Origin of the sequence: Alteromonas sp. KUL49 (assembly GCF_006538345.1) — a bacterium.
Classification (GTDB): Bacteria; Pseudomonadota; Gammaproteobacteria; order Enterobacterales; family Alteromonadaceae; genus Alteromonas.
This window is the reverse complement of sequence record NZ_BJKL01000010.1, coordinates 144,267-166,823: the sequence shown is the minus strand read 5'-3', so window position 1 is coordinate 166,823 and position 22,557 is coordinate 144,267. Positions and strand designations below refer to the sequence as shown.

Sequence of the window (22,557 nt, the reverse complement as noted above, 5' to 3'; positions counted from 1 at the left end):
GTTGGACTATGTTGTCGATGCCTATGTTTGGAATATCAATGCTGATGTAACCTCGTGTTTTTGACTACAACGAAGAGTTTAAAACTGAGACTCAGCTAGCGAACTATTACGGTGCCGACGCTATTCCGGTCTTCAGACCACGATCCTGTTATTGTGGTACTTAAATTCCCGGAGGAAGATGAGAGTATACCCGGAGACTTTGACGGCGATAGTGACGTAGATTATGACGATGTTCGCTTCTTCTACAGTCTGTTCATAGCCGGACAAGCTAATGATTTAAGTTATGTATTTTAATGGCGACGGCATAATAAGTATGTTTGATGCACGTGCGCTTATGTCTATGTGTACCCGAGCGCGTTGCGCGGTTGAATAAAAAAGGAAGTTTAAATGAAAAAGTTATTACTCGTGATTGCCGCTGTATTCAGCATCAACGCCAATGCAGCGATTATTACTGTCACTACTGATAAAAGTCAGTATGAACTCAATGAAATCATCACTGCTACTGTCACTGTCAGTGATTTGATTGATGGTGTTGGTGTGCAAACCTTGTTATCAGGGTTTGACTTATCACTAACCTCTTTACTTGATAACAGTGAATACGTCGCGAACTCGGTGACTTTTGGAGCCAATATTGTAGATGTTTCTGATGCGCTTGCTTTCGAGAGTGTGTTGGGGCTGGGCTCTTTCGTTGGTGTAGTGCAGATCGCCAGTTTTTTCACTGATACATTTGCGTTACAGGCTGGGCTGAATGCTTTTGAATTGTTCTCTGTAGAGTTTGAAGCATTAGCGGTAGGGTCTGACACCTTGGTCATTGGGCCGAATGCATCACCAGATTTATTGTCTGATTTTTTTGGTGACGGTGTAACTGCAGTAACTGTTGATGCTGATTATACCGTTGTTGCAGCGACTGTGTCTGAACCAGCAACTTTTGGTGCAGTACTATTGATACTTACTCTCCTCATGGCGTTTAGAAGAGAGCAACGCTAACAAAAAGTACAGCTTTCAGAAATGAAAAAGCGTCTGCACACCACAGGCGCTTTTTTTGTCTTTACTTGTGGTTTAAAATAAATCACACTGGGCACTTGTCCAGTTGCACGGTTGTCGACTTCATGCTCGAAGATATCAATTTCGCTCAGCGCCAGCGATTGTCTTACATAGACTTCAGTCTCATGTTTAAAGGAAATATTCACCGACAAGATCTTATACAAAGATTTCAAGTAGGTCTGTCTGCAGGTACTAGAGATTTCAATTTATACAAGACGTTGGCACCAGATAACCTGTTCTACGATGCTCGAGAAAAGCGTTATTTCCAAAGTGATTCGTTTGAACCCCTTTTCAAGCATGATGCACGCAAAACACTGGTCAAGTTGGCCCATGCTATCTCAGATGGTTTTGATGCCATTGGAGATGTAACTTTTCCAGTGGAGTCGGCGTCATCACTTAACGTTCCAGATATATTTGTGGTTGCCAAGCTGGTTCAAGCGGTGCTCAATAAAAAAGCCGTCAGTGTCATCTATACGTCATTATCCAGTGGGTCAGGAGCTCGCGAACTTGTGCCCCATAGCATTGTAGATAATGGTCAACGTTGGCATGTTCGTGCATACGATAGAAAATCCGAAAGCTTTAGAGACTTCGTTTTAACGAGAATCAGCAAGGTGTCTCTTAAGGATGCGCCAGATGCAACTGAATGCGTAGCGTTTGATGATGCTTGGAAGCGAATGATTACGCTGACGCTCGTTCCTCACCCAAAAAATATAGCCTTTCCAACGGCAATAGAATTGGATTACGGTATGGAAGACGGAGAGTTAAATGTACAAGTTCGTGCTGCAATGGCTGGATATCTACTTCGACGTTGGAATGTGGATTGTACAAAACATGCAAGTTTGCGCACGGGAGAGTACCAGTTGTGGTTGAGCAACCAGTCATCTCTGGATAACACTGATAACCTTACTATCGCGCCTGGCTACATAGCAGAAGAAAAAGCGTATACATAAACCTTAATTAGACAAGATATGGCTAACCAACTCAAAAAGTCTACCTCCCTTTTTGGCGCCATCGTTATAGGATTAGGCTCTATTTTGGGCACAGGGGCTTATGTAAGTGTAGGCTTGAGTGCTCAACTTGCTGAAAATTGGTTATTGTTGGCTATTTTCCTGGCAGGGATCACAGCGACATTCAATGGGTTGTCTTCGGCCCAGTTAGCCAGTGCACACTCTGTCAGTGGCGGCACTTACGAGTACGGCTATCAGTATTTGTCACCGCGGCTCGGTCGTTTGGCGGGATGGCTTTTCGTTATTGCTAAAAGCGCATCTGCTGCCACTGGTGCGCTAGCTGTGGGTTGGTACATTGGTCATTTATTTGGGTTACCCGATGTTTGGCATCGGATCATTGCCTTATTGTTGGTCGCCGGCTTTACGTTACTTGTCAGCAAAGGAATAACGCGTACTAATCGCCTGAATTTAGCGCTCGTTTTAATCTCGATGACAGGGCTTATTGCATTCTCGATCTTTGGCGTTGTTACTCAGCCACATCAAGCGAATGTAGCATCAATGTTTAGGGAAAACTCGACAACACTGTACGCCGTTTTACAGGGCTCCGCATTCATGTTTGTTGCCTATACTGGCTATGGTCGAATAGCGACGATGGGGGAAGAGGTCCAAAATCCTCGTTATACCATTCCGAGAGCGGTCGTGATTACGCTGAGTTTATCTGGACTTTTATATTGTGCCGTTGGTGTATCTATTCTTATGCTCAATGCTAATGGACTCATTGATAAATCAACCCAAATGCATCTTTTTGAAATGGTGTCCGCACACTTAGGGCAGAGTAGTCACTTATCCCACTTTATTGCTTTCGCTGCCATCTGCGCAATGGCTGGTGTTGTGTTGAATTTGATCTTGGGAGTGTCACGAGTGATATTGGCGATGGGAAGGCGAGGGGACTTGCCAAAACAGGTCTCGTTTGTGAATAAAACCCAGACGTCTCCCACCATTGCTGTATGTGTAACAGGTGTTGTTATCGCTCTCATTTTACTGAGCACCGACATTAAACTCGCGTGGTCAGTGAGTGCTTTCACCGTATTGCTTTACTACGCATTAACTAATCTGGCTGCCTTGTTTGTTCCGTCAGAAAAACGCTTCGTACCCAAATGGGTTTCCTTGGTGGGGTTGGTTTCTTGCCTCCTATTGTCAGTGTTCGTATCACCATTAGTGCTAATGGTGGGTGTATTTTGTGTTGCGTGTTTTTTCTTTCTTGACTATTTACTTGCTCACTAGTGTGAACCAACTAAATCAATTCGATCCTCTCTCCCAATAAAGGTATAGGTTCATATACCTAGGTATATACTCTACAAAATAAAGTATATTGACTCCTTACTTAAATACTCTACATTGTAGATATAAAGCTTCAGGAGGGTAGTAATGAGTGAAAAAGAGAAATTCTTAGGGGAGTTTGAGCAGTGTATTTTGTTGAGCATACTCAGACTTGGCGAAAATGCTTACGGCTCCAGTGTTCGCGAGCTTCTGTCAGACGTCGTAAACAGAGAAGTATCAATTGGCGCTTTGTATACCACACTCGAAAGACTCGAAACCAAGGGGATGGTGTCTAGCCGCGTTGGTGAGGCAACGGCTCAGCGCGGTGGAAGGGCAAAAAAATACTTTGAAGTCACCGCAAAAGGTCAGCAAGCCCTCAAGCGTAGTAAACAGGCGTTAGAAAAGCTTTGGAAGGGTGTGGCGTTGAGCGTTGTTATAAACGACGGGATTAGACAGTCATGCTGAACGAAAATCACGAGGCACAGTTACCCTCATGGAGTATTCACTTACTTAATTGGGTACTTCCAGAGGCGTTAAAGGAGCCGATTATTGGTGACTTGAGTGAGGGATTTCATGCCCGAGCGATCAAGAACACACAGCAAGCACATCAGTGGTATTTTAATCAGGTCATTAAAACCACATTTCACTATTTGTTAAAAACGAAAGGTAGGTTATTTATGTTTCTATTCAGTCTGGCAGTCTTCGTTGGTGTTGTAGTTATGGCCATGTTTATGGGAGGAGAGATCACTGATTTTATCAATATCCCTTCCTTAATCATTGTAGTTCCTCCGGCGATTATCTTCGCAAAGTCGGTGGCGTCAACATTGACGATTAAAGACGCGTTGATCATTACCTTTGGGTTTAAAACTACCGAAGATATCAACACACTAAAGGAGGCGCATCGAATCATTGATGTGTTAGGAAATTCCGCCATGTGGATGGGGTGGATTGGTGTTGTATTAGGCGCGGTCGCTATAGGGGCTAACATTGAAAAAGAGTTTTTCGCAGACGTTATCGGGCCTGCGACAGCCGTATGTTTACTCACATTGCTTTATGCCATGCTTATTAAAGCTGTGTGTTACGTGGGCTGTACTAAGCTCAGAGGAGAGCTTGAGCGCTAGGTTAAATTTACCTGCTTCAGCCTGACCGCTGAAGCAGGTGTCATTTTTTATTTTTTGGTAAATACTTTTCTAACGCTTGAATCAGTTCTTCTTTTTCGAGAGGTTTGGTTAAAAACTCATCCATACCAGCGTTTAAACATTCCTTTCTATCTTCCGGAAATGCGTTTGCTGTTAATGCCGCAATCGGAGTTTTGACTTTGAGATCATTTCGCAAAATACTCGATGCCGTTAGTCCATCCATTATCGGCATATTGCAGTCCATTAAAATAAAGTCGAAGGTATACTTTTTACAGGCCTTAACAGCTTGTTCTCCGTCTTTAACGTGGATAGTTTTATATCCTTCCATCGCCAGCATGGCCTTGACGATTTCAGCATTTATCTCATTATCTTCAGCGACTAAAACACGATACTTGTTGTCACCGTTCTTTCCATCTCGTGATGTTCTTTCTGGTGCAATGAGTTGTTGAAGGTCGAGCTCTAAATCGCTTCTCATTAACGGCTTTGTATGTGTTTTCCAAATAAGTGAGTTTACCGGATCATCGCTTTGTAGTTGTTCCAGCTCTGCGGACACTAGAATCACTGGAGGGAAAGGCGACAAACCTCTTTCCTTGAGTACATTGAGTAAATCAGCACCGCTCATTTCTGGCATAGCCAAATCGAGAACTATCACATCAAAACTATCATAGTCTGCTTCCAAAAATGCTTGAGCAGAGTCAAACGCAGTGGCGCTGTATCCCATACCGGAAACGATATGAGAAAGGTATTCACGACTGGTTTGAAGATCGTCAACTACAGCACATCTTAGGCTATTCGATGATATTTGAGTCTCAGGTAGTTCAGCTGGAACCACGGGCATTTCGAAAATAAATTCGCTCCCTTGATTCAAAGTTGAGGTCACTGAGATGTCACCTTGCATCAGTAGCGAAAGTTGCTTTGCGATGCTTAAGCCAAGTCCAGTACCGCCGTACAACCGCGTTGTCGATTGATCGGCTTGCTCAAACTTTTGGAATATTGAATCCACTTGCTCAGGGGCAATACCAATACCTGTATCTTTGACCGAGAATGATATGTAGCGCACTTCTTCTTTCTCGAAGGTATCCACAGTGAGCGTTACCGAACCTGTTTCGGTAAATTTGATGGCGTTGCTCAGTAGGTTGTGGAGTACTTGTGAAATACGGGTGATGTCGCCAAGAATGATCGGTGGAAAATCACTTTCTTTGACGTAGTCAAACGTGAGTCCTTTATTTTGGCAATAAGTGCGTTGCAATGAAACTACATCGTCGAGAAGTTGATGTAAGTCCATTGGACCATTTTCAATGCGAATTTTTCCGGCTTCTATTTTTGAGAAATCGAGTATGTCATTGATCAGTACAAGAAGCTGTCGTCCCGCACTTTTCGCTTTTTTGAGATAGTTGGTACTTTTTTCTGGAGAATCAATTGCAAGTTCGATCATTCCAAACAGACCATTCATGGGTGTTCGCAACTCATGACTCATGTTCGATAAAAACTCAGATTTCGCCTTACTGGCTTGCTTCGCTTGAAGCGCGGAAGCTTCGGCTTTGTTTTTGGTGGCAACGAGTTTCTTGATTGAATCTGTAATTTGCCGTTCCATGGGATAAAATATAACGATGGCCTCCACGACTAGAAGCAGCAGCGTAGCAATCCAAAGGTAGAGTTCAATATTCGCCACTCGGTCTACTCGTTCTCGGGCTGCAAGTTCGAAAGCCGAGACGACATTATTGAGGTCAGTAAGAATAAGTGAAGCTTCTTCAATATCGATGGTGCGATCAGTAGGACATTGTTGTGTCACTATGGGCGTGGCTTGCTCTATGTATTTTTTGACTCGCTTATCGAGTTGACTCTCGCCGAAATAAATATGCGCTACGCTATCGGGCAACACAGGCAAAGATGTTAACTGACCATGATTTTCACTAAACTTGCTAAGCGCACTATCAAGCGCTGATTGACTGGCACCTGAGGCATCCTGACAGGTATGAATTTTTTCTACAAGCAGGGCGATGCGCTGTGAAAGCATTCGCTGTTGGCCTGCTATATTGATGATTCCTGTGTCGGCACGTTGCTCATGAAACATGCCTCGCATGACGAAAACAGTTAAGGTGACAAGCGAGGCAACTAAACACAAAGCAAGTACATATCGGAGTCGAATAGACATAATTACGCTATTTTAAGTCCCTAATATAAAAACGATAATCTATACCGCTTAAATACGCAATCCGATGGCAAAGGTTTTGTGCAACGTTATATTATTAGTGATGGTTGTGAGTATTTTCCAAAGGCTGTGAGGTAAACTCGTGCAGCACTAATTGCGGTGCGTTCAGATCGAAGAAAACAGTACCAACGATGGTTTGATTGTTATGTTGCCAATTTTCATGTTGGTGTGAATTCAGTGAAATCGCAATTTGGTTTACCCCTTTTTTTAGCCACTTTTCAGAAATATGAAAGTGCTGGGCGTATATGCGTTGATGTTTAACACCATTAATAAATAAATGTGCATGGCCCAAGGTCATGCCACCTTCAGTTTTCAATCTTGAGATATTTTCCTGAGTGGGCGCATTCAACACATAGTTCTGTAGCTCAATATGGACATTGACTCCGTCCATTTCATCGCGAAAGAGATTCACAGCCACTTTAGGTATTAACGGCGATGTAACTTCTCTACTTTTGTGATCATGAACTTCAGTGCCGATACACAATACTGAAAAAAACAGTGTACTGGCCGTAATAAATTTTAGTATTACTTTCATATTCTTTTTGCCTTTGGAACTTGTCACGCTTATCGACTGGGAGGGCCACCAACACCTGTGCTGCAGTTTGCCAATGCGTTGTCATCGATAGTTCCCGCAAATCTATCGCCTATAATGTAGGGAAACGCTGGAATCAGTTTGCCGTCCACTTCCGCGACGGTGATGTGATAGTGGTAACCACGTTCGTCATCGGAGTGACCATTGTATTGGTCTAGGAAGGGATAGCCCTGCTCGGTCAGACTTTCATCCCAATAATAGTCCTCGTAGTAGTATCCGTTAGAAGCAATCAGAGAGTTACCTGATAAGGTTGTCACTGTGTCAGTAAAATCAGGCCCAGCAGAGACAACTTCAACACCTTGAGACGGATCGTATTGGTCAACTAGGCTGCAACTTCTTGTACCATCACTACACCCTGTGGCAGATGTAGCGCTGTAATCTCTGACTGTCCATGCACTTATTGCTAAAACCCCAGTGTCTTCCCATGGACCGTAAACAGGGTAGCCGTCTGCAGCAAAACCATAAAGAGGCGAGTGCCCAATACCCTCATCGTTGACCATTGCGGCTAGACAAGATGAGTAAAAGTGATGATGATAATCGCCGTTAGCCGCATGACCACCGCATATATCAACATCATATTGCTCTGCTACTGGAGCTAATGTTTGCCAGTCTCCCTGGTTGTTATAACTCTGACCATCGCCCCAGTTATAAATTGATGAGCCATTAACCCATAGCCCCACCTGCCCAAGACCTGTACTACAGTCATCATCTGTGGGCTCAGGTTCGTCAGGGAAGTATCCTTCACGCAGTGACTCGCTTGGGCAAACCGGCCCAGGTGGCCAATAGCCGTAGCCTTGATCCACACCACAACTGCTATTACTGTTGTACCCGACGTCTTGACCGAAAGCTACTGTATCGCCAACAGCAATAGTGGGGCTTCCTGAGATATAGTCGCGATTTGCCAGTGGACGTTGCGCCAGTTCGTCGTACATGTCTTGCGTGATTTGTACCTGATAATCAGGTATTCCGTAGGAGCTAACTACGGTGTAAGACTTACCGTCTATCGAGCTGGTGGCAACGGATTGCACATTTACCAATGCATTCAAACTGCTTGAGGAAGATGGTACATGAACGGCCCTTGTATCATTGGTATTGAGAAGCCATACGCTGGAGTCAGGTGTTGGTTCGGGCGTTTCAGGTTCGGTTTGAACAGAGTTCACGGTTACAGAGCTAGATGCGGTTACAGTGTCATTGACGCCATCGTCGACTGATATTTGGAACACCAGCGTTGTTGCTTCGTCTGGCGCCGTGAATGAAATACTACTTGAACCCTGACCGTCAAATGACACATCAATTCCGCTAGACTGTACCCAAGTAACTGTTAAGTCGTCGCCATCGGCGTCCGTAATAGTTGCAGTTATAGCAACGGCAGTGCCAGCATCCACTGACACAGTATCTTGAACCACTATTGTCGGTGCACTGTTAGTCGTTTCCGGCGTTTGCTCAGTTACTGTGGTGGCTTCGTTAGAGGAGTCGCTGCCCCCGCAGCCTGAAAGGGTAAGTGAAATTGCTACTGCTAATACAGAAAGGGAAAAGTGTTGTCGCATATCGATACTTCCTGAAACTAATGCTCTGTTGCGTTGGAGAGTATCGAAAAAATATGGAGAAAATGTGCAGAATTTGCGGAATTCGTCGCTAGACGAGTTTGTACCCCACACCGTATACCGCTTGTACAGGTGATGTTTCATTGTTTTTGGTGAGCTTTTGGCGCAAGTTCTTCATGTGGCTATCAATAGTGCGATGACTCACAATTCGACCGTCTTCGTAGGCGTTTTGCATAAGCATTTCTCGCGCAAATACAACGCCGGGTTTTGTCATTAATGTTTTGAGTAATTTGAACTCAACGGGGGTAAGCTCGATGGGCTCTTTATCAACAAAACACTGGAAACGTTCCAAGTCCACACAAATGTTGTCAAAGGTTAGTTGATGAACTGAGCTATCCTCTGAAATCAAGGGCGGAGAGGCTCTGCGTAAAATAGTTTGAATCCTCGCCACCACCTCGCGTACAGAAAATGGTTTACAGACGTAGTCGTCAGCACCTGCATTCAGTCCGAGTAACCTATCAACTTCATCGACTCTGGCGGTTAGCATAAGAATTGGAATGTTTGAGAAAGTTCTGATTTGTTTACACAGCGTAAGCCCGTCGGTTTCAGGGAGCATTCGATCTAGAATGATGGCGTCGTATATTTCGCTTTTAACTTGTGAAACTACGTGAGTGCCAGAGTGCAAAACATCAGCATTAAATCCCTCTAAGTTTAAATAATCTACGAGTAATTGGGCAATTTTTACTTCGTCCTCTACGATCAAAACTTTAGATTTGCTAGACATGTTGCTCTCTCTGTTTGGGTAATTTAACTTCGATACACAATCCGCCTAGTTCTGAAGAGGATACGTGCATTTCTCCCTTATGACCTTTTATTATTCTTTGGCAAATAGACAAACCTAAACCAGCTCCGTTTTGTCGGCTTGTTCTTGCTTTGTCTTCGCGGTACAAGGGCTCAAAAATGAGACGCTGGGCCTCTCTTGACACTCCCGGTGGTGTATCCTCAATGCTAAAAATACCAAACTTATCGTCTTGTGAGACTGCTATACGCATATTTCCTGGTGCATCGGTGTAGGAAACACTGTTAACCACAAGGTTCATTACCAGTTGCGATAGCCGTTGAGTATCTGCGCTTATCCATACAGAAGTGACGTGAGATGCGTCTATCTCAATGCCCTTTGCTTGTGCTAAGACCAAGCCTACACGGATTTGTTCATTCACAATTTTCGCTAGGTCTACATTGGCAAAGTGAAAGCTTAGCTGGCCCATATCATCAAGTGAGAGTTGATAAAGATCCTCTACCAATCTAGATAAGCGTTGTACCTCTTGATTAAAGGACTCAATTTGTTCTGGTGTTGTTTGTCTTACGCCTAGCTTAATTAGCTCCAATTCACCAGAGAGTACGGTGAGAGGGGTTCTGAGTTCATGGGCAATGTCCGCAATCCACTGCTTCTTCATCGCCTCGTTAGACTCCAATGTGGCCGCGAGTTGATTCACTTGTTGCATCAACACACCGAACTCATCTTTGTTATCTAATTGAGTGTATTGATGATATTGCCCAGTTGATAACTGTTTGATTGCATTCGCTATAGTGTTGAATGGCGCCAACATTTTGGGTACAACAACCAATGCGAGAAGAAAACACAAACTCAAAGATACCGCGCCAATGATGAGTATGGATGTTTGTTGTCGCTCTAAAAAGCTTTCAACAATAACGGATGGTTGGTCGTCAGGGGTAAAACTTATCAATAGAGCAATGCTATTGCCACGATAGGTGATGGGGTAAACCATATGTTCGTGGCTGTTTTCATCCATAAGATCACCGGTAATAAACTCTCCAGTCATTGAGACCAATGTCGTTTTAACGCCACGCGCCTGCTCATGAGGAGGAGGCATTGATAAGTCTCTCATATGTGGCGGAGGTGGCCGATGACGCTGGTGGGGTGGAGCAAGCCTACTATTCAAAGACAACGAGATACCGTTCCATTGTTCGTTGTTAGATTGGTAATCTCTCACGAGTTGTACGCTAAGTTTTGCGAGTCGTTCTCGTTCCTGGCTTTTTAAGAATTCATTGAATCCCTGCTCAAAGCTCCAGCGCGCAAGCATGACAGTCACTGCCAGAGAAAGGCAGATAAAACTGAGTAAAATAATAAGAAGTTTATGAGATAGTTTCATGTTTATAGTCTAGCGTGGTAGTGCACTGCTGCACAGGGAGTATGTCGAACTGTGGAGAAATTATGGGAAAATTGCGCTAAATCTCCACATTTGACAGTGAACATCTCTTTTCTCCACCGAAAATCTCTAGGTTATTGACTAATATGAATTTTGTAAGTCGATAATTAACAGTTTTACACGCTGTAATGGCTTAACATTGATGTAAAACATGTGTCATAATTACCTTGCATATTATCACTCAACTATTGTTGTTGACTGCAGTTAAAAACGCAGCAGATTTGGTTTGGCGATATGTTGATCAACGTAACTGTCTTTCGTCGTATAACTTAATGATATTCGGGGTTTGTTTCATTTACGTTGGTTGTTTTCTTCACAGAGCAACGACTTTTCCAGTAGTACTGTCATTGGGCAGTCTATCTCGTTCACATTGGATTCGGGTTGTATTTCAAGTTTTCGGCGTTGCTGTAAGTTTCGATGTAAGGGATTAGTTTTGACAGATTTGGCAAATGTTTGCTTGCGCAGGTATGAAAAGCTAGAGTTAAAGCAACTGGTAATAATTGCAGGTATTGCACCTGACGCTATGCGAAAAGTGTTCGCAATTTGGGTGTTATTTTCGGCTACTGTCGGTGCTTTAGTGGCTGTTGCACCTGGATTGAGTTCGCAGTTTATTGGTTTAACGCTATTTATTTTGTTTGCGTTCACTGCGTTGATGTTCGGTCAAAGTCGGATGTCTGAAGGGTGGCCTGCAATTATTCTTGATGGCGGTGATATCGGTGTCGTACGTGACCCATTGAAGCGAGAGTTCGTATGCGTTAACAAGGCACTCGTTACCAATGCCGTTCCGCGTATCATCAATCCAAACAAAAAGGCTGTTGAGCTCCAACTAGATACCGAAAAATTGACAGAGCAAGATGTGAAGGTCCTCAATCAAGCGGTATGGCCAAGAGACAACAAGCTTATTGGGTTAGCGCACTTTAAGCGTCGTGAAGATGTGTGTGAAAGAATTTTAGATATTTGCAAGTAAGAGTAGCGAATTGAAGAATAGTTGGCATGCCGCGCGAGCGGCATGCCAAAAGATATTTAGTCTACTAGTACAATCTTAACCGCGTTAGTTGCACCAACTTTTTCCATCTCATCACCGTAAGTCATAATGAAGCGGTCCCCAGTTTGAACAAGGCCCTTCTCTTTAAGTACTGCGATAACATCGGCTTTCAGCTGACCAGGCTCACTATCTCTCGAATCAAAGTAAACCGGCTGTACGCCTCTAAACAGCGCCATAGTATTCAGCGATGTTTCGTGACGTGACATAGCAATGATAGGCAGTGACGTGGTGATACGTGACATCAACTTTGGTGTATTACCACTTTCAGTGAGGCCTACAATCGCCTTGATAGAAGGTAAGTGATTTGCTGCATAAACTGCAGACAGCGCTATGGTCTCGCTCACCGATGAAAACATCTCGTCCATACGATGCTTGGAGATCTTAACACTTGGGTGTGTTTCTGCACCTTCACAAACACGAGCCATCGCGGTAACAGTTTCTACTGGGAAATTACCAGCGGCAGTTTCTGCAGAAAGCATTACTGCGTCAGTGCCATCAAGTACTGCGTTGGCAACGTCCATAACCTCTGCGCGTGTTGGCATGGGGCTATCGATCATAGATTCCATCATTTGCGTCGCAGTAATTACGACTTTATTGAGTTGTCTTGAGCGTGCAATTAGTTTTTTCTGTACACCAACAAGCTCAGCGTCGCCAATTTCAACACCAAGGTCGCCTCGAGCTACCATTACAGCATCAGACGCGCTGATGATGTCGGTGATTGCTTCGTCTGAGGCAACCGTCTCGGCGCGCTCGACTTTTGCACAAATTTTAGCGTGACATCCAGCTGCTTCGGCGAGTTCGCGTGCATAGTCTAGGTCGGCGCCACTGCGAGGGAAAGACACGGCCAAGTAGTCGACGCCAATTTTAGCCGCTGTTTTAATATCTTCTTTGTCTTTTGCCGTTAGTGCTTCGGCAGATAAGCCACCGCCCTGACGGTTGATACCTTTGTTATTCGAGAGTTTTCCACCAACAGTAACTACAGTGTGTACCTTGCGGCCTTCAACGTGGGTCACTTTAAGTTGAATACGACCGTCATCGAGTAAAAGAATATCGTCGGCACTTACATCGTCTGGTAGCGCCTTGTAATCAATACCAACCTGCGTGACGTCACCAGCGTCGCGTTCTAGCTCCGCATCTAAGATGAATGGTGCGCCAATATCAAGGTGAACCGGACCTTCAGCGAACCTTGCTACGCGAATTTTAGGGCCTTGCAGGTCACCCAAAATAGCAACACACTTACCTAAATTTTGTGCGGCTTGACGTACTTTTTTAGCACGCTCGATATGGTCTTCGGCTTGTCCATGTGAAAAGTTCATTCGAACAACGTTTGCGCCAGCCTCAATAATTCCTTGAATAGTTTCTAGTGAGTCTGTCGCGGGTCCTAGGGTGGCAAGAATCTTCGTTCTTCTGGTCATAATTTTGTCGCTGTCTCTTGATAAAGGGCGGTTGGTTTGTAAACGATTAACCATAAATCAGGCGTGGTGTAATCGCTTTACGTAATTTTATTACAGGATAGTAGACGAATCTGACAGAAATGTGAATGAAATACGGGAATTTGTATACTCAGCCTACCAGTTTAGTGTGAAAAATGTACAGGGTGGTGGGGGGATGTTAAATAATTACAGCGAGAGCGGTGCAATAGGGAAGAAATAGCGCTCCTAAATAGAAGCGCAAAATGATTATATTTCGTTGCGTTTATCGTAACGTGAACCGCGAAGTGTATCTTTGACTCGCTTGAGGTTCTCGCGGAATTTATTGCCACGCCGAAGTGTGAACCCTGTAGCAAGAACATCAATGAGTGTTAGTTGGGCGATACGTGATGCCATGGGCATGTACATATCGGTATCCTCAGGGACCTCAAGAGAAAGTACATAGTTACACTCCTGAGAGAGCGGGCTACCTGCAGACGTAATACCAACGACGGTGGCGTCGTTACTACGAGCAATATTAGCTATTTCCACCAGGCTTTTCGTTCTACCCGTATGTGAAATCAACACTACCACGTCACCCGCTGTGCAGTTCATACAGCTCATTCGCTGCATCAAAATGTCTTCAAAGTACACCACTGGAACGTTAAAGCGAAAGAACTTATTAAGAGCGTCATGTGCGACTGAAGCGGAAGCGCCTAAACCAAAAAACGAAATTTTTTGTGCTTGGGTCAACAAGTCTACAACACGATTAACAGCCTGAACGTCAATCGACTGCCGTGCAACTTCCAAAGAAGCCATGGTTGATTCGAAAATTTTGGTTGTATATTCATCAGGACCGTCATTTTCGTCAACGTGACGGTTTACGTATGGCGTTCCATTTGCGAGACTTTGCGCCAGGTGCAATTTGAAGTCTGGAAAGCCTTTCGTATCTAGTCGACGACAGAAGCGATTAACGGTAGGTTCACTCACGTCAGACATTTTTGCCAAGGTTGCTATACTCGAGTGAATCGCAGTCTGAGGATTCGCTAAGATAACGTCTGCAACCTTGCGTTCTGATTTGCTGAACGCTGCTTTGTTTTGTGTAATTTTTTCTAAAATATTCATACAAGTGTGGCAGTGTGTAGGGTTAATTATTTATTCTTTGCACTCGTAATAGTACTGAAAGTGACAGCAGTGACAAGAAAAATGTAATTTTTTAACAATATTCTTGTCATTTTTCGAAAAAAGTGTCTCCCTACGGATAAAAATGAAAAAATGATTCGATAGTTTACGCAAGTTGTAATTTTACTACATTTAGTGTTAACTATATGCTAATAACGCGCTGACAATGTAAAAAATCCCTCTTTTTACGCATACATTGTCAGCTAACTGACAAAAAGGTCGACAAATATGGTTTTGGAAAATTCCTACGAGCCCTGTGATTTTGTATTGTTTGGCACTTTAGGAGATCTTTCTAGGAGAAAGCTACTCCCATCACTTTATCAGCTCGAAAAAGCAGAACTTATTCACCCTGAAACAACGATTGTTGGCGTAGCTCGTCATGCGATGGAGCTAGACGCTTATATTGAAGAAGTACACACGAACCTCATTAAGTTCGGTGATAAAGATTTTTGTGAAGACACATGGGCGCGAATGAAAGCCCGTTTACATTATGCGTGTGTCGACATGAAAGACTTAGAAAGCTATGCAGTATTGGACGACCACGTAGATCCAAATCGTACGATGGTGTGCTATCTTGCAACACCACCAGCAATTTACGGTGACATTTGCCGTGGTTTACACAGCTGTAAAATCATCGATTCAAGTGTTCGTGTAGTTTTAGAGAAGCCCATTGGTCACGATTTAGAATCATCTATGGTGATTAATGATCAGGTGGCTGAGTACTTTGACGAGAAACAAATTTACCGCATTGACCACTATCTAGGTAAAGAGACTGTACTCAACTTGATCGCTCTTCGCTTTGCCAATTCGATCTTTGCAACTAATTGGGATCACAACTGTATTGATCATATTCAAATTTCAGTAGCAGAGTCTGTTGGAATAGAGGGGCGTTGGGGATACTTTGACGACGCTGGTCAAATGCGTGACATGGTTCAAAACCACTTGCTGCAAATTTTGAGCTTGGTTGCGATGGAGCCGCCTACCACTCTTGACGCAGACAGTATCCGTGACGAAAAACTCAAAGTATTGAAGGCCCTTCGCCCGATCAACAGCCTGAACGTTAACAGTAGTACGGTTCGTGGACAGTACACGTCAGGCTTTGTTAAAGGTGAAGAAGTTCCTGGTTACCTAGAAGAAGATGATGCAAATACGAAAAGTAAAACTGAAACTTTCGTAGCCATAAAAGCAGAGATTGATAACTGGCGTTGGGCTGGCGTTCCTTTCTATTTGAGAACGGGAAAACGTATGCCTACCAAAGTGAGTGAAGTTGTCATTTACTTCAAACGTCAGCCTCATAACTTGTTCGGCGATAGCTTCAAAGATCTACCACCTAACAAGCTCGTTATTCGCTTGCAGCCTGATGAAGGTGTTGAAATCACCGTAATGAATAAGGTTCCAGGATTAACGAGTTCCGGTTCGATGGACTTACACAAGTCTAAGCTTAATTTGAGCTTCTCGGACACTTTCTCTGAAGAAAGAATTCCAGATGCTTACGAAAAGCTATTATTAGAAGTCATGCTTGGTAACCAAGCGCTATTTGTTCGCCGTGATGAGATTGAGCAAGCATGGAATTGGGTTGACTCTATATTAGAAGCGTGGAAACAATCAAGCGAGCCGCCGGAGCCTTATCAAGCCGGTACTTGGGGACCTGTTGACTCCATTGGTTTGCTAGCTCGAGCTAATCGAAGCTGGTATGAAAGTAAACAAGTTAAGAAGAAAAAATAATGGCACTTACAACTCTTTCATTTGATAGCGCTGATGCGCTCACACAAGCGTTTGCGGAAGATCTAGTTAGCATACTTAAAACTGGTATTCGCGCTCGTGGACGGGCATCACTTGTTGTCAGTGGTGGTAGAACGCCATTACCACTTTTTAAGCAGTTAAGTGAAACTGATTTGGAGTGGGACAAAGTGGACGTAACTTTGGCTGATGAGCGTTGGGTTGACGAAGGCCATGATGCCAGTAACACCACTTTGGTAAAAAATAATCTGATTCAAAACAAAGCCAGTGCAGCGACGTTTGTACCGCTAAAATCAGCACATGAGAATGCTGAGGACGGTATTGAAGAAGCACAGGCTGGTGTACTTGCTATGTCACAACCTTTTGACGCACTCATTCTTGGTATGGGAGAAGATGGTCACACTGCCTCTTTGTTCCCTTGCTCAGAGCAAGTTGCTGATGGACTAGACATGGATAGCGGGAAAACCTGCTTAGCAGTGCAGCCAACAACAGCACCTCATCAACGTATTTCTCTGACCCTACCAGCGTTACTGAACAGTCGAAATATCTTTTTACACCTTACCGGTGAAAAGAAAAAACAAGTACTGAACGACGCGATCGAGAACGCTACGGAAATTCAAAAGCCAATTGTTGCCGTAGTAAACCGTGCCCCCGTAACATTGATGTGGGCTCCATAGGAGATGTGATATGAATACCCAGATTTTAGAGGTTACTCAACGTATTATTGAGCGCAGTAAAGAGACACGTCGCGCTTATTTAGAAAAAATTGAAAATGCCCGCAGACAGGGCCCACATCGTGGTGCGCTATCATGCGGAAACTTAGCCCATGGATTTGCGGCGTGTGGTCAAAGCGATAAAGCCGACTTGCGTTCAATGACAAAAGCTAACGTAGCCATCGTTTCGTCATACAACGATATGTTGTCTGCACACCAACCCTATGAGTCATATCCAGCGATTATCAAGCAAGCGGTAAATGAAGTGGGTAGCGTAGCTCAGTTTGCTGGTGGTGTGCCAGCCATGTGTGATGGTGTTACTCAAGGGCAAACGGGTATGGATCTCAGCTTGATGAGCCGAGACGTAATCGCACAGGCTGCCGCTGTTGCACTTTCACACAACATGTTCGACGCAGCCATGATGTTGGGCATTTGTGACAAAATCGTTCCTGGGTTACTTTTAGGCTCACTGAGCTTTGGTCATTTACCTACCGTATTTGTTCCTGCGGGACCAATGCCTTCTGGCTTGCCGAATAAAGAGAAGGCACGTGTTCGCCAGATGTTTGCTGAAGGTAAAGCCGACAGAGATGCGTTATTGGAAGCTGAATCTCAGTCTTATCACTCAGCTGGTACCTGTACTTTCTACGGCACTGCCAATTCAAACCAACTTGTTGTAGAAATGATGGGGCTTCACTTACCTGGGTCTTCATTTGTTAACCCAGGCACACCGTTACGCGATGCATTAACAAAGGCCGCGGCGGTTCAAGCGACTCGTTTAACTGACCTAGGTGACAATTACACGCCAATCGGTCACATCGTTGATGAGAAAGCTGTGGTTAATGGTCTTGTAGGCTTATTGGCAACAGGTGGTTCTACTAACCACACTATGCACCTTATCGCTGTGGCGCGTGCTGCCGGTATTATCGTTAACTGGGATGATTTCTCAGACATTTCAAGTGCAGTGCCATTGTTAACTCGTATTTACCCCAATGGCTCAGCGGATATTAACCACTTTGTTGCTGCTGGCGGAATGTCTTTGCTGTTCAAAGAGTTGCTGGGAGCTGGTCTCCTTCACAATGATGTTAAAACGATTTGTGGTGAAGGGTTAGAAGCGTATACAAAAGAACCTTTCCTTGCCGACGGTAAACTTGAATGGCGTGATGGCCCACAAAGCTCTCACGACAAAGAAGTACTTGCGACTGTGGAAGCACCGTTCAAGCCTGATGGTGGCTTAAGTGTGCTAGAGGGTAACCTCGGGCGAGCAGTTTTGAAAACTTCTGCATTGCGCTCACCACATTGCCATATCAAAGCGCCAGCTGTTGTGTTTGAAGATCAGTTCGAACTAGACGAAGCCTTTAAATCAGGTGCATTGAACAAAGACTGTATTGTTGTTGTTCGCTTCCAGGGGCCTTCTGCTATTGGAATGCCAGAGTTGCACCGTTTAACGCCACCTCTTGGCGTATTGCAAGACAAAGGCTACAAGGTTGCATTGGTCACTGACGGTCGTATGTCGGGTGCCTCAGGTAAAGTACCTGCGGCTATTCACGTAACACCAGAAGCCATCAAAGGTGGTTTACTAGCAAAAGTACACGATGGCGACATCATCGAGTTGAATACAGAGACTGGTGAACTGACATTATGCGTAGATGAAGCTACCTTAGCTGCTCGTGAAGCACAAGCGGCTAACGTGACTAAGCATCACGTAGGTATGGGACGAGAAATGTTTGGCGGAATGCGCATGAATCTTACAGGCGCAGAAGAGGGTGCTTGCTCTCTGTTCGTCACTCAGGAGTAACTTAAATGAGTGAGCAGTTTGTAGCTGACGTCGGCGGTACGAATATTCGTGTCGCCCGTGTTACACCCGAAGGTGTAAGCGATATTAAAAAGTATATGTGTAATGACTTCGACACCATTGCGCTGGCGTTGCAACAGTACTTTAGTGAAACCCCTGAATATACATTTACACAAGGGTGTATCGCTATCGCATGTCCAGTGTTAGGTGACCAAGTGACCATGACCAACCACTCTTGGTCATTTTCACAAAGTGCACTGAAGAGTGAGTTGTCACTTACTGATTTGTATGTGATCAACGATTTTACAGCGGTAGCCCATTCGTTGCCTGTGTTAACAGAGTCACAATTGATTCAGGTAGGCTCAGGCACACCGGTAGATAAGGGTAACATCGCTGTATTTGGTCCGGGCACAGGTCTTGGTGTTGAACACATCACTATGACATCTTCTGGATGGCAAACACTGGATGGTGAGGGTGGCCATGTTGACTTTGCTCCGGTAGATGAAGCGGACATCGTTGTATGGCGCTACTTGCTCGACAAACTTGGCCGAGTATCTGCCGAAGAAGTAATGTCGGGTAGAGGACTACTCAATATATACACAGCATTGGCGCTGGACGCTGGTAAACCAGCAACGTTTAACGAACCAGCCGAAGTTACGCAAGCTGCGCTCGATGGAAGTTGTGAAGTGGCGCTATCAGCGTTAAATCAGTTCTGCAGAGTGATGGGCAGTTTTGCCGGAAACCTTGCGCTTAATATGGCAACCACTGGCGGTATATTTATCGGTGGTGGTATTGCAGGTCGTTTCCCAGAATTCCTACAAAGCAGTGACTTCAGATCGCGTTTTGAGGGCAAAGGCCATATGAAGTCTTACGTACAAGACATCCCCACCTATTTGATCGCTGAACCTGACCATGGACTTCTTGGTGCGGCAGCGTATCTCAAACAAACAACTGCGAGCTAACTATGACAGCAAATTGGAAATACTCACCAGAAGAAATTTTTACAGCGGGACCTGTAGTACCTGTGTTGGTGATCAACGACGTTGAAAAAGCCGTTCCATTGGCCAAAGCGTTAATGGCTGGTGGCATCAAAGTACTTGAGGTTACCTTGAGAACACCTGCAGCTATCGACGTAATCAAACGCATTGCCGAAGAAGTGCCAGATTCACTGATTGGTGCTGGTACAGTAACTAATGCACAGCAACTTAAAGCCGTTGTGGATGCAGGCGCAAAGTTTGCTATTAGTCCGGGTATGACAGCTGACTTGCTTAAAGCGGGTATGGACGCTTCGATTCCACTCATCCCAGGTATTTCATCTACTTCTGATTTGATGAAAGGTAAAGACGCAGGATACACCCACATGAAGTTCTTCCCAGCGGAGGCTTCAGGCGGCGTTAAAGCGATTAAATCTATCAGCGGACCTTTCCCAGATGTAACCTTCTGCCCAACAGGTGGTATTGGGCCGGGTAATTACAATGATTACCTCGCGCTTAAGAACGTTAAGTGTGTTGGTGGCTCATGGTTAGCACCAGACGACGCAATTGAGGCTGGTGATTGGGATAGAATTACCCAACTTGCAAAAGAAGCCGTAGAAGGCGCTCAGAACGCGTAAAAAAAATAAAGCCCTGCTATGCAGGGCTTTTTTGTATTTAAAACACAAGCGTAGTGCTCAATTATTTTGCAGTGCTTATCACCTGTGTAAGCACATGTGTTTCGTTAGGTTGTAAACCATAGCCTTGCGTTACTGTGGTTTCAACGCATAGCATGTGCTTGTATCCAAACGCATCCATATCAGACAGCGACGCTGCCCCGTGCCAAGGGTTCCACACTACAATAGTATCGTTACCAGATGACGTGATTTCTGTGGTTCTAACGCCATCTTCAACGATAGTAATATTTGGTGCCTCGCAGAAATGAATGCGATCAGTCTCCTCACTGACAAAGTAGGGAGTCGGTGTAGTAAGTACAGCACTCTCGCGAGTTTTGTCTTCGTAATCTCCCGTTATACCGTCGATAGTGGTTTTACCAATATGCTCAACGTTGAAATACGTGTGCAACGCGCAATCAATGGAAAACTCGTGGTCGTCAATGTTCGTAGTAATGAGTGACACTGAAAGGCTTTCGCCAATCATAATAACCAACTTAACTTCGCATTTGTGGTCGAAACCCTTTGCTTTGGTGAAAGCCGGAAGTAAAGTGAGTTCAGTGCCTTCGCTCGTATCTTTGCTATTTGCAATAGACCAAGTTTGTGTACGAAGGAATCCGTGTGAGGGTAGTGTGCCTTTCTCTTGCCCATGATTATGGCCGAACCAGGGCCAACATAGTGGAATACCACCGCGAATAGGTTTTTCTCCGTTCAGGTACGCATGGGGGCTCACCCACAAACGTTCCTTACCGTCAGATTTGGGACAATAAGACATTAGGTGAGCACCAAACAAGGATACTTTAGCCGTTGCATGGGCATTGTCTATATTGATAAACGAGAGGCCGTCTTGATTCGTCGATACCGAAATACTGTCACTGGTAGTCATATTTCTTCCGTGATGTGAGCACTGTTATCGCATTGTGCCCTTAAAACAAAAAAGGTGCGAATTAAAAATCGCACCTTTGTATATTTTTTGTGTTGTTACAACACAAATACGTTTTTGTTACTTAGAGATATGAGCAACCAAATCTAGGACTTTGTTCGAGTAGCCCCATTCGTTGTCGTACCAAGATACAAGCTTAACGAATGTGTCAGTAAGAGCGATTCCAGCGGTAGCATCGAATACTGAAGTACGGGCGTCACCAATAAAGTCGTTAGAAACTACAGCATCTTCTGTGTAGCCCATGATACCTTTTAGCTCACCTTCTGATGCTGCTTTCATCGCTGCACAGATGTCTTCGTAGCTTGTTGGCTTCGCAAGGTTAACAGTTAAGTCAACAACAGAAACGTTTGGCGTTGGTACGCGGAATGCCATACCTGTAAGTTTTCCATTGAGTGAAGGAATAACTTTGCCCACTGCCTTAGCAGCGCCCGTCGAAGATGGAATAATGTTTTGACCCGCACCGCGGCCACCACGCCAGTCTTTCATTGAAGGACCATCAACGGTCTTCTGAGTAGCTGTTGTCGCGTGTACTGTCGTCATTAGGCCATCAACGATACCGAAGTTATCATTCAATACTTTTGCAAGTGGCGCTAGGCAGTTGGTAGTACAAGACGCATTAGAAACGATAGTCTCTCCTGCGTAGCTCTCTTGGTTAACACCCATAACGAACATTGGTGTGTCGTCTTTAGAAGGTGCTGACATAACTACTTTCTTCGCACCAGCTTCAATGTGCTTGACGGCAGTTTCTTTAGTTAGGAATAAACCGGTAGATTCAACAACTACGTCAACGTCTACTTCGTTCCACTTTAGATCGGCAGGATTGCGCTCTGAAGTGATTCGAACTGTTTTTCCATCTACAACCAAGTTGTTGTTGTCGACTGAAACTTCACCGTCGAACAAACCATGTGTAGAGTCATATTTTAACAAATATGCAATGTAGTCTGTGTCCAGAAGGTCGTTAATAGCAACGACTTCAATGTCTTCACGGCTAGCAGCTGCACGCATCACCAGGCGACCGATGCGTCCAAAACCATTGATACCGATACGAATTGTCATGGC

21 protein-coding genes are annotated in these 22,557 nt (G+C 44.5%); 12 read left to right on the top strand and 9 right to left on the bottom strand.

The window, feature by feature from the left end:
- The first annotated feature begins 111 nt into the window (after nt 1-111).
- The 6 genes from EYS00_RS21220 to EYS00_RS16835 all read left to right on the top strand — a co-directional run bounded on the left by EYS00_RS21220 (nt 112) and on the right by EYS00_RS16835 (nt 4,432).
- A complete protein-coding gene (locus EYS00_RS21220) occupies nt 112-294 on the top strand; it encodes a hypothetical protein (protein WP_181412805.1) in 183 nt (60 codons plus the stop codon).
- A 93-nt stretch (nt 295-387) separates the two neighbouring features.
- Nucleotides 388-987, top strand: coding sequence for a hypothetical protein (locus EYS00_RS16855; protein ID WP_130638696.1), 600 nt, complete (start codon nt 388-390; stop codon nt 985-987).
- Nucleotides 988-1,109: 122 nt separating this feature from the next.
- The gene (locus EYS00_RS16850; RefSeq protein WP_130638694.1) at nt 1,110-1,994 is read left to right on the top strand and encodes a WYL domain-containing protein; all 885 of its coding nucleotides are present in this window, start codon (nt 1,110-1,112) and stop codon (nt 1,992-1,994) included.
- Nucleotides 1,995-2,012: 18 nt separating this feature from the next.
- Nucleotides 2,013-3,275, top strand: a complete 1,263-nt coding sequence (locus EYS00_RS16845; protein ID WP_130638692.1) for an APC family permease — start codon at nt 2,013-2,015, stop codon at nt 3,273-3,275.
- A 144-nt stretch (nt 3,276-3,419) separates the two neighbouring features.
- Nucleotides 3,420-3,776, top strand: coding sequence for a PadR family transcriptional regulator (locus EYS00_RS16840; RefSeq protein ID WP_130638690.1), 357 nt, complete (start codon nt 3,420-3,422; stop codon nt 3,774-3,776).
- Nucleotides 3,770-4,432, top strand: coding sequence for a hypothetical protein (locus tag EYS00_RS16835; protein WP_130638688.1), 663 nt, complete (start codon nt 3,770-3,772; stop codon nt 4,430-4,432). The genes EYS00_RS16840 and EYS00_RS16835 overlap by 7 nt, the downstream gene beginning before the upstream one ends.
- Before the next feature lie 40 nt (nt 4,433-4,472).
- On the opposite strand, the gene EYS00_RS16830 is transcribed toward EYS00_RS16835, so the two are convergent.
- The 5 genes from EYS00_RS16830 to EYS00_RS16810 form a co-directional block, all read right to left on the bottom strand.
- Nucleotides 4,473-6,605, bottom strand: coding sequence for a response regulator (locus EYS00_RS16830; protein ID WP_130638686.1), 2,133 nt, complete (start codon nt 6,603-6,605; stop codon nt 4,473-4,475).
- 94 nt (nt 6,606-6,699) lie between these two features.
- Nucleotides 6,700-7,197: a hypothetical protein gene (locus EYS00_RS16825; RefSeq protein WP_130638684.1), complete on the bottom strand. Its 498-nt coding sequence runs from the start codon at nt 7,195-7,197 to the stop codon at nt 6,700-6,702.
- 29 nt (nt 7,198-7,226) lie between these two features.
- Nucleotides 7,227-8,801 (bottom strand): YHYH protein, encoded by a 1,575-nt coding sequence (locus EYS00_RS16820; RefSeq protein WP_130638682.1) that lies wholly within the window; start codon nt 8,799-8,801, stop codon nt 7,227-7,229.
- A gap of 88 nt (nt 8,802-8,889) precedes the next feature.
- Complete coding sequence (locus EYS00_RS16815) at nt 8,890-9,582, bottom strand: response regulator (protein WP_130638680.1); 693 nt, start codon at nt 9,580-9,582, stop codon at nt 8,890-8,892.
- On the bottom strand, nt 9,575-10,972 hold the full coding sequence (locus tag EYS00_RS16810) for an ATP-binding protein (protein WP_130638678.1): 1,398 nt from the start codon (nt 10,970-10,972) through the stop codon (nt 9,575-9,577). The genes EYS00_RS16815 and EYS00_RS16810 overlap by 8 nt, the downstream gene beginning before the upstream one ends.
- Before the next feature lie 490 nt (nt 10,973-11,462).
- Between EYS00_RS16810 and EYS00_RS16805 the strand changes: the two genes are divergently transcribed.
- Nucleotides 11,463-11,996 (top strand): hypothetical protein, encoded by a 534-nt coding sequence (locus EYS00_RS16805; RefSeq protein WP_130638676.1) that lies wholly within the window; start codon nt 11,463-11,465, stop codon nt 11,994-11,996.
- 56 nt (nt 11,997-12,052) lie between these two features.
- On the opposite strand, the gene pyk is transcribed toward EYS00_RS16805, so the two are convergent.
- Both pyk and EYS00_RS16795 read right to left on the bottom strand, forming a co-directional pair.
- Nucleotides 12,053-13,489 carry a pyruvate kinase gene (gene pyk, locus EYS00_RS16800; RefSeq protein ID WP_130638674.1) on the bottom strand — a complete coding sequence of 479 codons (1,437 nt, stop codon included), beginning with the start codon at nt 13,487-13,489 and terminating at the stop codon, nt 12,053-12,055.
- Nucleotides 13,490-13,753: 264 nt separating this feature from the next.
- Complete coding sequence (locus EYS00_RS16795) at nt 13,754-14,608, bottom strand: MurR/RpiR family transcriptional regulator (RefSeq protein WP_130638672.1); 855 nt, start codon at nt 14,606-14,608, stop codon at nt 13,754-13,756.
- 285 nt (nt 14,609-14,893) lie between these two features.
- Here EYS00_RS16795 and zwf point away from each other — a divergent pair, with 285 nt between their 5' ends.
- From zwf to EYS00_RS16770, 5 genes are read left to right on the top strand one after another with little or no spacing between them, the layout of a single operon-like run.
- Complete coding sequence (zwf, locus tag EYS00_RS16790) at nt 14,894-16,390, top strand: glucose-6-phosphate dehydrogenase (protein WP_130638670.1); 1,497 nt, start codon at nt 14,894-14,896, stop codon at nt 16,388-16,390.
- Nucleotides 16,390-17,082 (top strand): 6-phosphogluconolactonase, encoded by a 693-nt coding sequence (gene pgl, locus EYS00_RS16785; RefSeq protein ID WP_130638668.1) that lies wholly within the window; start codon nt 16,390-16,392, stop codon nt 17,080-17,082. The genes zwf and pgl overlap by 1 nt, the downstream gene beginning before the upstream one ends.
- Before the next feature lie 10 nt (nt 17,083-17,092).
- A complete protein-coding gene (edd, locus tag EYS00_RS16780; RefSeq protein ID WP_130638666.1) occupies nt 17,093-18,913 on the top strand; it encodes a phosphogluconate dehydratase in 1,821 nt (606 codons plus the stop codon).
- A 5-nt stretch (nt 18,914-18,918) separates the two neighbouring features.
- On the top strand, nt 18,919-19,872 hold the full coding sequence (gene glk / locus EYS00_RS16775; RefSeq protein ID WP_130638664.1) for a glucokinase: 954 nt from the start codon (nt 18,919-18,921) through the stop codon (nt 19,870-19,872).
- Between the two features lie 2 nt (nt 19,873-19,874).
- Nucleotides 19,875-20,522, top strand: coding sequence for a bifunctional 4-hydroxy-2-oxoglutarate aldolase/2-dehydro-3-deoxy-phosphogluconate aldolase (locus EYS00_RS16770; RefSeq protein WP_130638662.1), 648 nt, complete (start codon nt 19,875-19,877; stop codon nt 20,520-20,522).
- A 61-nt stretch (nt 20,523-20,583) separates the two neighbouring features.
- On the opposite strand, the gene EYS00_RS16765 is transcribed toward EYS00_RS16770, so the two are convergent.
- Both EYS00_RS16765 and gap read right to left on the bottom strand, forming a co-directional pair.
- Nucleotides 20,584-21,441: a D-hexose-6-phosphate mutarotase gene (locus EYS00_RS16765; protein WP_130638660.1), complete on the bottom strand. Its 858-nt coding sequence runs from the start codon at nt 21,439-21,441 to the stop codon at nt 20,584-20,586.
- 117 nt (nt 21,442-21,558) lie between these two features.
- Nucleotides 21,559-22,554: a type I glyceraldehyde-3-phosphate dehydrogenase gene (gene gap / locus EYS00_RS16760; RefSeq protein ID WP_130638658.1), complete on the bottom strand. Its 996-nt coding sequence runs from the start codon at nt 22,552-22,554 to the stop codon at nt 21,559-21,561.
- Nucleotides 22,555-22,557 lie beyond the last annotated feature (3 nt).

What these genes read in the sequence shown, in the direction of transcription:
- EYS00_RS16855 (WP_130638696.1), top strand. Translation starts at nt 388, where the DNA reads ATGAAAAAGTTATTACTCGTGATTGCCGCTGTATTCAGCATCAACGCC.
- EYS00_RS16850 (WP_130638694.1), top strand. Translation starts at nt 1,110, where the DNA reads ATGCTCGAAGATATCAATTTCGCTCAGCGCCAGCGATTGTCTTACATA.
- EYS00_RS16845 (WP_130638692.1), top strand. Translation starts at nt 2,013, where the DNA reads ATGGCTAACCAACTCAAAAAGTCTACCTCCCTTTTTGGCGCCATCGTT.
- EYS00_RS16840 (WP_130638690.1), top strand. Translation starts at nt 3,420, where the DNA reads ATGAGTGAAAAAGAGAAATTCTTAGGGGAGTTTGAGCAGTGTATTTTG.
- EYS00_RS16835 (WP_130638688.1), top strand. Translation starts at nt 3,770, where the DNA reads ATGCTGAACGAAAATCACGAGGCACAGTTACCCTCATGGAGTATTCAC.
- EYS00_RS16830 (WP_130638686.1), bottom strand. Translation starts at nt 6,605, where the DNA reads ATGTCTATTCGACTCCGATATGTACTTGCTTTGTGTTTAGTTGCCTCG.
- EYS00_RS16825 (WP_130638684.1), bottom strand. Translation starts at nt 7,197, where the DNA reads ATGAAAGTAATACTAAAATTTATTACGGCCAGTACACTGTTTTTTTCA.
- EYS00_RS16820 (WP_130638682.1), bottom strand. Translation starts at nt 8,801, where the DNA reads ATGCGACAACACTTTTCCCTTTCTGTATTAGCAGTAGCAATTTCACTT.
- EYS00_RS16815 (WP_130638680.1), bottom strand. Translation starts at nt 9,582, where the DNA reads ATGTCTAGCAAATCTAAAGTTTTGATCGTAGAGGACGAAGTAAAAATT.
- EYS00_RS16810 (WP_130638678.1), bottom strand. Translation starts at nt 10,972, where the DNA reads ATGAAACTATCTCATAAACTTCTTATTATTTTACTCAGTTTTATCTGC.
- pyk (WP_130638674.1), bottom strand. Translation starts at nt 13,489, where the DNA reads ATGACCAGAAGAACGAAGATTCTTGCCACCCTAGGACCCGCGACAGAC.
- EYS00_RS16795 (WP_130638672.1), bottom strand. Translation starts at nt 14,608, where the DNA reads ATGAATATTTTAGAAAAAATTACACAAAACAAAGCAGCGTTCAGCAAA.
- zwf (WP_130638670.1), top strand. Translation starts at nt 14,894, where the DNA reads ATGGTTTTGGAAAATTCCTACGAGCCCTGTGATTTTGTATTGTTTGGC.
- pgl (WP_130638668.1), top strand. Translation starts at nt 16,390, where the DNA reads ATGGCACTTACAACTCTTTCATTTGATAGCGCTGATGCGCTCACACAA.
- edd (WP_130638666.1), top strand. Translation starts at nt 17,093, where the DNA reads ATGAATACCCAGATTTTAGAGGTTACTCAACGTATTATTGAGCGCAGT.
- glk (WP_130638664.1), top strand. Translation starts at nt 18,919, where the DNA reads ATGAGTGAGCAGTTTGTAGCTGACGTCGGCGGTACGAATATTCGTGTC.
- EYS00_RS16770 (WP_130638662.1), top strand. Translation starts at nt 19,875, where the DNA reads ATGACAGCAAATTGGAAATACTCACCAGAAGAAATTTTTACAGCGGGA.
- EYS00_RS16765 (WP_130638660.1), bottom strand. Translation starts at nt 21,441, where the DNA reads ATGACTACCAGTGACAGTATTTCGGTATCGACGAATCAAGACGGCCTC.
- gap (WP_130638658.1), bottom strand. Translation starts at nt 22,554, where the DNA reads ATGACAATTCGTATCGGTATCAATGGTTTTGGACGCATCGGTCGCCTG.